We start from the raw sequence: 12,315 nt of genomic DNA on the forward strand, positions 1-12,315 counted from the left end.
GCCTGTTTCTGTCGCGCCTGACCCTGTCGAACGCCCCTTCGGTCGCGGCGTTGAAGCGCCTGATCGACCCTGAGGAACGCGGGCGCGCGCAGGACGCCCATCACCGCTTGTTGTGGTCGGCCTTCGCCGGCGATCCCGATGCCCCACGCGATTTCCTGTGGCGGGCCGAGGGAAACGGCGTGTTCTTCGTCCTGTCGCGCCGACGCCCGACCGACTCGCCCTTTTTCCGTCCCCCCGAGGTCAAGGAATTCGCGCCCGCGCTGGCGCCCGGCGACCGGCTGGATTTCGTGCTGCGCGCCAATGCCACGCGCACGCGAAAAACGGGAGAGATGACGGCCTCAGGCAAGGAACGGCGGAAGCATGACGACGTGGTCATGCATGCAATCCGCGATCTTCCCAAGGGCGAACGGGCCGAGGCTCGGATGGGCGCCGCCGAGGCCGCAGGCCGTGCTTGGCTGGACGGACAGGGAAGCCGCAGCGGCTTTGGCGTGGAACGTGCTGAGGTTTCAGACTATTCCGTGGTGGCGCTTCCCGACCACCGCGGCCCCCGCAAGAGGCAGCCCCAGTTCGGGGTGTTAGACCTGTCAGGCATGATCCGCATTGAAGATCCGGTTCTGTTCATCGACAGCATGGCGCAAGGCTTTGGTCGCGCGAAATCTTTCGGTCATGGGCTGATGATGATCCGTCGAGCCACGCTGCCATGAGCTTGCCGGGACTGCCGCCGCCGCGGCCGATCCAGATGAAGGACCGCTCTACGCTGGTCTTCGTCGAGCGTGCGCAGCTTGACGTGGCTGATGGTGCCTTCGTGGCCGTCAATGCCGATGGCACTCGCACGCAGATACCCATCGGCGGCTTGGCGGGCGTGATGCTGGAGCCGGGGGCGCGCATCTCGCACGCAGCCATCGCGCTTGCCGCGCGGACCGGCACGCTGATCACCTGGGTCGGAGAGGCAGGCGTGCGGCTTTATTCTGCGGGTCAGCCAGGCGGAGCAAGGGCCGACCGGTTGTTGTGGCAGGCCCGGCTGGCGCTGGATGACGCCGCCCGCCTGCGGGTCGTGCGCAAGATGTATGCGCTGCGTTTCGGGGAAGAGGCCCCGCAGCGACGCTCGATAGACCAACTGCGCGGAATCGAGGGGGTGCGAGTGCGCAAGACCTACGAATTGCTGGCCAAGGCCCACGGCGTCAACTGGTCACGCCGCGCCTATGACCCCAAGGACTGGGAGGCCGGCGACATGCCTAACCGCTGCCTTTCGGCTGCCACTGCCTGCCTGCATGGGCTGACCGAGGCCGCCGTTCTGGCCGCAGGCTACGCACCCGCCATTGGGTTTCTGCACAGCGGCAAGCCCCTTTCCTTTGTCTATGACATCGCCGATTTGTGGAAGTTCGACACGGTCGTGCCCGAGGCGTTCCGCATTGCGGGTCTCGCCGAGCGGGGCAAGCTGGACATGTCGCCCGACCGCGCGGTTCGTTTGGCCTGCCGCGACGCCTTCCGAAAGACGGGCCTTCTTGCGAAAATCATCCCCCGAATTGAAGAGGTCCTCGAGGCCGGGGAGCTTCCGCGTCCAGACCCGCCCCCGGATGCGATCGGCCCGGCCTTCGAGGATGACCGCTCGGGTGATTCCGGGCACCGCGGATGATCGTGGTCGTCGTCTCGAACGCGCCGCCCCGATTGCGGGGACGGCTGGCCGCCTGGCTGGTGGAGGTCCGGGCAGGCGTCTATGTCGGCGACTATTCGACCAGAACGCGCGAAATGATATGGTCTCAAGTCTCCGGCGGGATCGAAAAAGGCGATGCGGTGATGATCTGGAGCGCCCTTACAGATCAGGGCTATGAATTCGCCACGGCGGGTCGAAACCGTCGGATGCCGGTCGATTTTGATGGGCTGAAGCTTGTATCGTTCTTCCCATCGGATGCATCATGAGATCGGTAGAACCGACGAGCTTCAAATTGTATCGGTAGATCAACAGTTTGTAGCAAGACTGTTCCCCGCACACGCGGGGATGAACCGGAAGGCAACCGCACGCTGGACCAAAACGCGATCTGTTCCCCGCACACGCGGGGATGAACCGCCCTGGGGCAAGGCAGAGACCTCGATCACCTCCTGTTCCCCGCACACGCGGGGATGAACCGGGCGAGTCCTACGCTGCCATCGCAGCGCGCCTCTGTTCCCCGCACACGCGGGGATGAACCGGTTCCAAAATAGACATGCCCGCTGCCGTAGGTCTGTTCCCCGCACACGCGGGGATGAACCGGGAAAGCCGGAAACCGCCATGGTTCGATATATCTGTTCCCCGCACACGCGGGGATGAACCGCCGAGCGCCTGGCCATCGCGCAGGCGGCGGCACTGTTCCCCGCACACGCGGGGATGAACCGTCTGTCGGCGCTGCAACCATTGCTGCGATCTGCTGTTCCCCGCACACGCGGGGATGAACCGGCGTGGCGGTGGTTTTCGGTTCAGTCCCTGGCCTGTTCCCCGCACACGCGGGGATGAACCGTTGAAGTCAACCGCGCGATGGCGCTTGGGGTTCTGTTCCCCGCACACGCGGGGATGAACCGTCCACCCCCGGATAATCCCGAAGATGGGACAACTGTTCCCCGCACACGCGGGGATGAACCGGAGTTAGAAAAATGGCCCACACCCGGCACATGCTGTTCCCCGCACACGCGGGGATGAACCGATTTCACCCCAGCTTTTCTTGCGGGGGTAGTTCTGTTCCCCGCACACGCGGGGATGAACCGGCGCTTGAGCGCGCTCATTCCCCCGCCTCCCTCTGTTCCCCGCACACGCGGGGATGAACCGATGATTTCTGGCGGTGGGTCGCGTCTTGGGCGCTGTTCCCCGCACACGCGGGGATGAACCGGCGTCGGACAGACGGGTAACAGCCATGATTGGCTGTTCCCCGCACACGCGGGGATGAACCGCTGATACATCGCCAGCGCGGCACGGGCTACGCCTGTTCCCCGCACACGCGGGGATGAACCGTCCGCATCCGTCCGCATCGCGCAGCTCCCTCACTGTTCCCCGCACACGCGGGGATGAACCGCCATGCGTTGAGCAGGGTGTCAGTGAAGTTCGCTGTTCCCCGCACACGCGGGGATGAACCGGACCACGGCGTCGTGACCGGCTTCTTCGCCGCCTGTTCCCCGCACACGCGGGGATGAACCGACCGGCGAGCAGCTCCTGACGGCGCGGGTGACCTGTTCCCCGCACACGCGGGGATGAACCGCCCCACGTCGAGAGCCTGTGGACGCGCAATTGCTGTTCCCCGCACACGCGGGGATGAACCGATTGACGGCGCATCCGCTTCACGTTGTTGGGGCTGTTCCCCGCACACGCGGGGATGAACCGCGGCGGAGGCGGCCTGCGTGGAATGGTCCGATCTGTTCCCCGCACACGCGGGGATGAACCGGGGTTGTTCGGCAGCAGTGCGCTGTGCAAATACTGTTCCCCGCACACGCGGGGATGAACCGCTGCCATGAAGCACCGGAGGGGCTGACATGATCTGTTCCCCGCACACGCGGGGATGAACCGGCGCAATTTCTAACGAGGCGCTGACCCGCGCCCTGTTCCCCGCACACGCGGGGATGAACCGGCGACCGGGCGCGTCTGATCGAACACGGTCTTCTGTTCCCCGCACACGCGGGGATGAACCGTTTCAAAACTGCGTTTTCTCTCGTATGTATGGCTGTTCCCCGCACACGCGGGGATGAACCGAGCGATTTACTCACTGCGCTGCTGCTGTCTGGCTGTTCCCCGCACACGCGGGGATGAACCGTTGCTTCGCGTTGATCAGCTCGACCGTGACCGCTGTTCCCCGCACACGCGGGGATGAACCGCCTCCCCGGAATGCCGAATTTTGCCGCCCTCACTGTTCCCCGCACACGCGGGGATGAACCGAAATCGCGTTCCAGATGGAGGTTTCCCGCCAGCTGTTCCCCGCACACGCGGGGATGAACCGGTATAAGGCGCGGTGCCGCCGCTGATCCGCGACTGTTCCCCGCACACGCGGGGATGAACCGGACGGCCGCGCGGCGGACGGGTCCCTGTGGTACTGTTCCCCGCACACGCGGGGATGAACCGAACGGCAATAGCTGGGAGCGGCGACCGCTGACCTGTTCCCCGCACACGCGGGGATGAACCGATGCGGGGGCGTTTTCTGCAACCATCGACGGACTGTTCCCCGCACACGCGGGGATGAACCGCCGGACAGCAGCGAAACGCCGTCGCTGTCCACCTGTTCCCCGCACACGCGGGGATGAACCGATTACACCGACAACTGCATCCTTGCCCGCGCCCTGTTCCCCGCACACGCGGGGATGAACCGGGGTGAATATGGGGAGTTACCCGCTAGGAACGCTGTTCCCCGCACACGCGGGGATGAACCGCTGGACGCCAACAGCAAGCCCGTCCTGCTTGACTGTTCCCCGCACACGCGGGGATGAACCGGTTTGGGCGGTTGCGCAAGCGTTCGGGGTGGCCTGTTCCCCGCACACGCGGGGATGAACCGTCATAGATCACGCCCGCGTCCGTGGCGTTTATCTGTTCCCCGCACACGCGGGGATGAACCGATCGAGATGTTTATCGTGACGCCGCAAACCGGCTGTTCCCCGCACACGCGGGGATGAACCGCCGGGGCGGCAGATCGAGGCCCGAGAGGTCGACTGTTCCCCGCACACGCGGGGATGAACCGGTCATGGGCGGGCACTTGGTGACGGTGCCGCCCTGTTCCCCGCACACGCGGGGATGAACCGGGCGGCGCGGCGGGCCTCGGGGTCAGTTATGCCTGTTCCCCGCACACGCGGGGATGAACCGGCAGCCTTCTCAATCAGATGGTGCAGAACGCCCTGTTCCCCGCACACGCGGGGATGAACCGATGCTGGTGGCCAGCGATCCCTGATCCTGTCGCTGTTCCCCGCACACGCGGGGATGAACCGAGAAGCTGACCGCCCTGCAGATCGACCTGGACCTGTTCCCCGCACACGCGGGGATGAACCGCTGGCGGACATGGCTGCCTCGCGCGCTTTTGACTGTTCCCCGCACACGCGGGGATGAACCGAACCGCCGTGCGTCCACCCTCGCCGCCTGTGGCTGTTCCCCGCACACGCGGGGATGAACCGATTCCGTTCCGCCGCGCTACGGTTCGTCAGGCCTGTTCCCCGCACACGCGGGGATGAACCGGGCGACAGGCGCACCGGCGAGCCATAGACGCGCTGTTCCCCGCACACGCGGGGATGAACCGGTGCTGATCCAAGGCTCTCTTGCCGAGAACCACTGTTCCCCGCACACGCGGGGATGAACCGGATCTGATCGACACGCGCTACCCCAGCAACGCCTGTTCCCCGCACACGCGGGGATGAACCGCCTGTTATCCGCGTCACTATCGACGCTTGGGGCTGTTCCCCGCACACGCGGGGATGAACCGCTGCACCCGAACGTCTTCATCGGCTGTGCGGGCTGCTCCCCGCACACGCGGGGATGAACCGACCCCTACAGCCGCAACGATGGGGATTGGATCCTGTTCCCCGCACACGCGGGGAGAAAACGGTGGGGGTTATCGATAGTGTCCCACTGCTAAGCGGCAAGCAGGCGCAGGGGCCTCAGAAGCTGCGACGGCAGCGTGACAGTTGACGAACCACGGGCGCACTGCTGGGTCAGTGGGTCAGGATCCTAGCAATCGAAGCGACGGCACACTGTCGCCACCGGTCACGAAGTCTGCCCAATCCTGCATCATCGGCCTCCGCTCCTCCAGGAGGTCCTCACGCATGTAGGCCGCTTCGAGGGGAGGCAGGCCGTGAGCCAGAGCAAACTCTATGGTGTCCCGCTGGTAACAGCCCTGCGACCGCGCCCACCCCTTGAAACTCGCCCGGGCGCCGTGGCCAGTGATGGAGGCATCAAAACGCTTGAGCAGGTTGAGCGCAGCATTTTCCGATATGACACCGCTTTTGGTGTGGGGCTTCGAGAAAAGATATCCATCTCCACCGGAAAGGATCGCCATGTTGTCCAAGATGGTCGCAATATGGCGGCTGACCGGGACGCGATGGCTCTGACCCATCTTCATATACTCCGCAGGCGTCTCCCAGACCTCCAGAGGCGGTCCGCTGAACCACGAATGCCGCGCGAACCTGACCTCGCCGGTCCGCTTTGCGCTCAGCAGCAGTAGCATCACGAACTGGCGGGTGATCTCGTCGCAGCGCACCTCCACCAACCACTGCCACAGATCCGGCATCCGCTCCCAGGGGAGCGATCCGAAATGCTGCGTCTTCCGGCGAACCCTGCCGAAGGCGGTTTGCGGATTGAAGCGGGCCGGGTTCGACGTGATGTGGCTTTGCAACTCGGCCAGTTCGAAGATTTCCTGCAGTCGCCCGAGAGTGCGGCGCGCCGTCTCGTTCTTCTCGTGCCAGATCGGCCTCAAAGTATCGACGACTTCAGGTTTCGTGATCTCTGTGATCGGGCGATCCGCCAAGCGGGGGAAGGTGTAGGTTTCGATGGTCGTCCAGTTCTGCGCGATGTGCTTGCCGTTCTTCAGGCCGTGACGCTTCCGCTCGAACCAGTCCGCCGCAACCTCCCGGAACAGCACGGCCGGCTTGGAGGGCTTCGCAGAGTCCTGGCTCGCATGATCCGCGTCGAAAGTGCTGGTAGCCAGTGCTGCGCGCAGGCGGCTGGCGCTCCAGTCCCGAGCAACCTGGAGCCGGATCCAAGCCGCCGTTTCGCGCGCTTCCTTCAAAGAGAGCTTGGGGAAGTCACCCAAGGTAATCCACAAGCGGCGTTTATCCCCCCGCTCGCGAGGGACCTGAACCTGAAAGCGCTTTGCGCCGGAAGGATATAGGCGGACATAAAGGCCGTTCCCATCGCTGAGGCGCTCCTTGTCAATACCGAACCTGGCAGCCTCAAGCTTCTTTACTGTGAGAGACATGTGTTTTCCTTTCGGGTGTTACCCTGCTAGGAAAAGGGTATCCAACGGCATCGAGCTTGACTAAGCGCGCATGAGGGGCTGAGAGCATTATTGAGGAATAAAATTATTTACAAACAATAACTTGCGATCATTTCGCGACGTCCCCTGAGGCATCGTGCATGGCTCGCTTGAACTTCTTCGTCTCCGCCACCTTTGGACAGGTTTTCTCAACGAAAACAACTGATTGGTGACAGATCTAGAGACCGCAAGGTGACACATAAGGTGACGCCGTGGTCTTACTGTCAGAATCAGGGGCTTTTCGCTTGTCTGCCAAGTACATCCATAAAAAGGGCAATGTCTGGTATTTCCCGCGTCGCGTCAGGACTGGCTGCGAGGGCCTGCATCGAGACGCTACAGGCAAGCCTCAATCGATGCTGTTCTTTTCGCTCAAGCTGGGTGATCAGCTGGCGGCAGCTAAGCCCGTCTATAACATTTATTTGCCGGAACAGTTGGCCGCCGCCCCCTGTTTCTTCTGCATCCGAGGTGCCCGAAGGCGCCCGTGTCTACAGGAGGAACACGACATGGCTAACGAATACGACGACCGAGATCGCATGGGCCGCCCCGGCCGCGACTATGGCAATCGCGACGCATCGCGCAATTCGCGCGACTGGACCGACAAGGCCGCCGACGAGGTCAAGTCCTGGGTCGGCGACGACCAGGCCGAGCGCCGCCGCGACATGGATGAGCGCCGCGAGCGTTACGATGACGGCAGCCGGGCGCGGTCCCATGACCGCGGCTATGGGCAGGCCGACCGCTATGGCCGCGACGACGACGGCTATGGCCGCCGCGGAGGCCTGCGGGCCGAGCGGGGCTTTGACCCCTATGCGTCCAATGACGGCTATGGCCGGTCCCGCGGCCGCGACGACCGCGATGACGAGCGTGGCTTTTTTGACCGCGCGGGCGACGAGGTCGCCTCGTGGTTCGGCGACGAGGAGGCCAGCCGCCGCCGCGAGATGGACAAGCATCGCGGCAAGGGCCCCAAGGGCTATACCCGGTCGGACGAGCGCATCAAGGAAGATGTCAGTGAGCGCCTGATGGATGACGGCCGTCTCGACGCGACCGAGATCGAGGTGACGGTGCAGGACGGCGAGGTGACCCTGAACGGCACGGTCCCCGAGCGTTTCGCCAAGCGCCATGCCGAGGATGTGGCCGAGCGCGCCTCGGGTGTGAAGCACGTCCAGAACAACCTGCGCGTGGCGGCGACCGGCCAGGCCGCGGGATCGCCGCTGACGGCGGATCCGGCGCGCGATCGCGGGATCCTCTGATTCCGGCATCCTTGCCGTGACCCCGCGTCATGCCATGCCATATGCGGGCGCCCCCCGGGTGCCCGCATTTCCCTGTCCCCGGGCTGGCTGACGGGTCTGGCTGGTCCCAATGCCCCTGAAACGGCCCGGTGGCACAGGCCGATCTGTCGCCATCATGGTTTACCGGCAGGTCGGCGATCCCTATATTCGACACCTGACCCCATTTCCAGAAAACGAGCATCGCGTGGCCAAGCGTTCCCGGCTGTTGTTTCCGTCCAAGCGGCGCAGGGCGGGACCCGCCTCGGTCGCGGCCCTCATGTCCGTGATGGCCCGGTCCACGACGCAGGCCATCACCGCCGCGTCCAAGATCACCAAGGCCGCCACCAAGACGACGACCTGCCCGGCTCGCAAGACCGCGGCGAAGCCAGCGCCCCGCGCACGCGGCGGGGCTGGGCGTTTCACCGCCGGGACGCATGCCGGGGCCTCGGGGTCGCGGACATACAAGCTGTTCATGCCGAGCGCGGCGGGCGAGGAGGGGGCGGCCCTGCCGCTGCTGGTGATGCTGCATGGCTGCGGCCAGACCCCCGATGATTTCGCCAAGGGGACGCGGATGAACCTGCTGGCCGAGGAGCTTGGGGTCATCGTCCTCTATCCGGCGCAGCCGCGCAGCGCCCATCCCAACCGCTGCTGGAACTGGTTCCGCGCATCCGACCAAGGCCGCGACTCGGGTGAGATGGAGGTCCTGGCCGGCATGGTCCGGGCCATCCAGGCGCGCCACCCCGTGGATCCCCGCCGCATCTATGTGGCCGGGCTGTCGGCCGGGGCGTCCTGTGCGATGCTGCTGGCCCATGCCTATCCCGAGATCTTTGCCGCGGTTGGCTGCCATTCGGGCCTGCCCATCAATGCGGCGCGCGACAAGGGCTCGGCCGTCCTGGCCATGAAGCAGGGCTGGCCGGGCACGCGCCTGGTCGATGCGATCCCCACGATCGTGTTCCACGGAGAGGAGGACAAGGTCGTCACCCCCCGGAACGGCCGCCTGGTCGCCCTGCGGGCCTTGGAGACCTATCGCCCGCTTGCGACCGTCGAAAAGCGCGGCGCGGTCGCCGATGGCCGGACCTATATCCGCACGCAGCACCGGATCGGGCGTGGCCGGCCCTATGTCGAGCATTGGCTGATCAAGGGATCAGGCCATGCCTGGTCCGGCGGCTCCAGGACCGGGCGCTTTGTGGACCCGTCGGGGCCGGACGCATCCCGCGAGATGCTGCGCTTTTTCCTGAAGCACAGGAACAAGCGGCGTCTTTCGTGAACGCTTGCATCTGAACGCCAGTAATGCCGCTGGTATGCGACAGGACATGCCGCTTTCCATCGATCGGATAGGATCGGGCCTCTGACAGGCTATCCCGTTCGGCTGACGATCAAGCCGGGTTCGGCCCGTAAGCCAACAGGCTGGCCGACCGCCAAGGGATGAGCGCAGGCCATGGAGGCGTCAGACGGTCATCTATATCCGCTGTCCTGCTGCTGTTTGCGGCCCGGCCTTCCAGGCATACACGCCTCTACAGCCGCAGCCCAAGCTGCGCCGACAACGCTTCATGAGGATGGCATTCAGGGAAGACCTGCCGACCACTTACCCTAATCGGTCATGCTTTTTGAAACCAGCAGACCAATTACTGTCTGTTGCCAGGGCGCGACGACAGCTATCCTCGCCGACGGATGAAATCACCTGCGGCTGACGTTCTGCCGTGAATGCCTGTTCTGTCGACGTTGTCATGAGGTGCCATGGATCAGGGTGATGAACTGCGATTGCTGCGGGGCGCATGCGCGGCCAGTCAGACGGGGGCCTGGCATTATCGGATCGGCGAGGATGCCGTCGAATGGACGCCTTTTCTCTATGATCTGTTCGCGGTGCCGGAAACCGCCGAGCTGACGCTCGAGTTGGCCCTGTCCTTTTATATCGGCAAGTGGAAGGCGCAGGTCATCGATGCGGTCAATGCCTGTCAGAGGGACGGCACCGCCTGGAACCTCGAAGTTCAGTGCCGGTCGGCGAATGGCCGTGTCTTCTGGGCGCGCACCATCGGCGAGGCCGTCTATGCGTCAGGCCATATCGTCGCCCTGCAAGGGGCGTTCCAGGATATCACCTCGGAGCGTGTCGCCGTGGCCGACAGGGAACGGGCCCAGGCCGAACTGGCCTTCGTGCTGCGGACCATGCCCGACGGATTTTTCCTGCTGGACAAGCAATGGCGGTTCACCTTTGTCAACGGCGCCTCGGCTGACATGCTTCGTCGTGCCCCGGAGGATCTGGTCGGACGATCGCTCTGGGACGAATTTCCCGATCTGCGCGATACGGCCATTGAAGCAGCCTATCGCACGGTCGAGGCAACCGGGCTGTCACAGAAACTGCAGACCTATTTCGAACCGCTGGAGACCTGGTTCGACATCACGGTGCATCCTGCGCAGACGGGGGTCGCGGTGCATTTTCGCGATGTCACGCGCGAGGTCCGCAAGCAGCGCGACCTGCGCCTGTTCCGCACGGCCATCGATGCCATGACCTCGGGCGCGGTGATGCTGGAGGTGGGGTCCGGTCCGATGCCGACCTGGCCCGTGGCCTATGCGAATATCGCGGCGGCGACCCTCTGGGGGGCCGATCGCCGGGCTGTGCTGCGCCGGCCCTTTGGTGACCTTGTCGCCGGCACGACCCTGCATCCCGGTGTCGAGGATATCGGCCAGGCCCTTGGCCGGATGAACGTATTGGAATTCGAGGCCCGTCGGGATGGTCTGGGGCGGCGCCAGATCTTCGACTGCATCGCCGTTCCCTTGGCCGGACAGGATGGCGGTTGCGGCCATGCGGTCATCCTGACCGATGACGTGACCGAACAGCGCCGCAGCGAGGAGGAGCGCCATCGCGGCGAAAGACTGGCCCTGATCGGTCAGATGGCCGGTGGCGTCAGCCATGATTTCAACAACCTGCTGGCCGTCATCCTGGGAAATATCGAATTGTTGGAGGTGACGACCGACCCCGACGAGACCCGCCTGCTGATCGCCGAAGCCCGCGCGGCGGTGATGCGCGGCAAAGCGCTGAACGACAGCCTGCTGGCCTTTGCCGGGAAATCCAAGCTGTCGCCGCGAACCGCGGATCTGGGGGTGTTTCTTCACTCGGTCACGCCCCTGATCCGCCGGGCGGTGCCATCGCGCATCCGCATCGATGTCGATATTGCCGATGCGGTGCCCCCTGTCCTGTTCGACGCCGCCATGGCGGAAAGCTGTCTGCTGAACCTGGTCATCAATGCCCGCGAGGCGATCGAGGCCACCGGCACGATCCGCATCGCCCTTGGCGCCGTCGAACGTGCCAACCCGAATGGCGAGGCCCCCCAAACCTGGGTCGAGCTGTCTGTCGAGGATAGCGGCAGCGGCATCCCCGAGGATCTGCGTGATCATGTCTTCGAGCCGTTTTTCACCACCCGCAAGGTGGGGCAGGGGTCCGGGCTGGGACTGTCGCGGGTGCGGGGCTATCTGGAACAGATCGGCGGTTTCGTCACCTTGCACAGCGTCCCGGGCCAAGGCACGACGGTCAGCATGTATTTCGCCGTCGCCCCCGTCGATACCCGCGATATGGAGACAGCGGGACCTGCCTCGACGCCCGCGGTCGCCGGGCATGTCAAGGCGCTGGTCGTCGATGACACCCCTGCGGTCGCGCGGGTGGTGGCGCGGATGCTGACCTCCTTGGGCTGTCATGCGCTGATCGCCGCCAATGGCGCCGAGGCCCGTGAGGTCATTGCCCGCGAACCCGATCTGGACCTGATGATCAGCGACGTGGTCATGCCCGGCGAGACGGGTGTCGATCTCGCCCATTCGGTGGCCGCCTCCCATCCGCATATCCGCATCGCCCTGATGTCGGGCTATTCCCGCGATCACCTGCAATCGGGGCCGCGGGATCCCTCCGTCGTCTTTCTGACCAAACCTGTCAGCCGCGACCAACTTAAAGCGTTCATTGCGTCCGATGACGGGTGATCGGACGCGGTTTCATTCGGGCTGGCCGGAAGGGCGACAGTCCCGGCGCCGCTATTGAAGACGGGGCGATCTATAAGGGCAAGGCCCCCCCGTGCCTCCTGGTGGTGATCTCC

Annotated in this window: 7 protein-coding genes and 1 CRISPR repeat array; of the genes, 6 read left to right on the forward strand and 1 reads right to left on the reverse strand. The window is 64.8% G+C overall.

Translation table 11 applies throughout. The features are described from left to right. Nucleotides 1-50 precede the first annotated feature (50 nt). The 3 genes from cas6e to cas2e are packed head-to-tail and all read left to right on the forward strand — an operon-like array spanning nt 51 to nt 1,920. Nucleotides 51-704: a type I-E CRISPR-associated protein Cas6/Cse3/CasE gene (gene cas6e, locus JHW48_RS15780; protein ID WP_240637878.1), complete on the forward strand. Its 654-nt coding sequence runs from the start codon at nt 51-53 to the stop codon at nt 702-704. After that, nucleotides 701-1,636, forward strand: coding sequence for a type I-E CRISPR-associated endonuclease Cas1e (cas1e, locus tag JHW48_RS15785; protein ID WP_119886656.1), 936 nt, complete (start codon nt 701-703; stop codon nt 1,634-1,636). The genes cas6e and cas1e overlap by 4 nt, the downstream gene beginning before the upstream one ends. After that, the gene (gene cas2e / locus JHW48_RS15790; RefSeq protein WP_119886657.1) at nt 1,633-1,920 is read left to right on the forward strand and encodes a type I-E CRISPR-associated endoribonuclease Cas2e; all 288 of its coding nucleotides are present in this window, start codon (nt 1,633-1,635) and stop codon (nt 1,918-1,920) included. Before cas1e ends, cas2e begins: the two co-directional genes overlap by 4 nt. Before the next feature lie 58 nt (nt 1,921-1,978). Beyond that, nucleotides 1,979-5,545: direct repeats of the CRISPR family, unit length 29 nt; unit sequence CTGTTCCCCGCACACGCGGGGATGAACCG. A gap of 115 nt (nt 5,546-5,660) precedes the next feature. On the opposite strand, the gene JHW48_RS15795 is transcribed toward cas2e, so the two are convergent. Continuing rightward, entirely contained in the window at nt 5,661-6,914 is a 1,254-nt protein-coding gene (locus JHW48_RS15795; RefSeq protein ID WP_119886658.1) for a tyrosine-type recombinase/integrase, read from the reverse strand. Nucleotides 6,915-7,474: 560 nt separating this feature from the next. Here JHW48_RS15795 and JHW48_RS15800 point away from each other — a divergent pair. From JHW48_RS15800 to JHW48_RS15810, 3 genes are all read left to right on the forward strand, one after another. Beyond that, nucleotides 7,475-8,218 carry a BON domain-containing protein gene (locus JHW48_RS15800; protein WP_119886659.1) on the forward strand — a complete coding sequence of 248 codons (744 nt, stop codon included), beginning with the start codon at nt 7,475-7,477 and terminating at the stop codon, nt 8,216-8,218. A gap of 223 nt (nt 8,219-8,441) precedes the next feature. After that, nucleotides 8,442-9,503 (forward strand): extracellular catalytic domain type 1 short-chain-length polyhydroxyalkanoate depolymerase, encoded by a 1,062-nt coding sequence (locus tag JHW48_RS15805; protein WP_240637879.1) that lies wholly within the window; start codon nt 8,442-8,444, stop codon nt 9,501-9,503. A gap of 470 nt (nt 9,504-9,973) precedes the next feature. Then, the gene (locus tag JHW48_RS15810; RefSeq protein WP_119886661.1) at nt 9,974-12,202 is read left to right on the forward strand and encodes a PAS domain-containing hybrid sensor histidine kinase/response regulator; all 2,229 of its coding nucleotides are present in this window, start codon (nt 9,974-9,976) and stop codon (nt 12,200-12,202) included. The last annotated feature ends 113 nt before the right edge of the window (nt 12,203-12,315 follow it).

This window comes from Paracoccus aestuarii (genome assembly GCF_028553885.1).
In the GTDB taxonomy this organism is placed as follows: Bacteria; Pseudomonadota; Alphaproteobacteria; order Rhodobacterales; family Rhodobacteraceae; genus Paracoccus; species Paracoccus aestuarii.

Bases quoted from the DNA above. Each gene is read 5' to 3' on its own strand.
- JHW48_RS15800 (WP_119886659.1), top strand. From the start codon at position 7,475: ATGGCTAACGAATACGACGACCGAGATCGCATGGGCCGCCCCGGCCGC.
- JHW48_RS15810 (WP_119886661.1), top strand. From the start codon at position 9,974: ATGGATCAGGGTGATGAACTGCGATTGCTGCGGGGCGCATGCGCGGCC.
- JHW48_RS15795 (WP_119886658.1), bottom strand. From the start codon at position 6,914: ATGTCTCTCACAGTAAAGAAGCTTGAGGCTGCCAGGTTCGGTATTGAC.
- cas2e (WP_119886657.1), top strand. From the start codon at position 1,633: ATGATCGTGGTCGTCGTCTCGAACGCGCCGCCCCGATTGCGGGGACGG.
- cas1e (WP_119886656.1), top strand. From the start codon at position 701: ATGAGCTTGCCGGGACTGCCGCCGCCGCGGCCGATCCAGATGAAGGAC.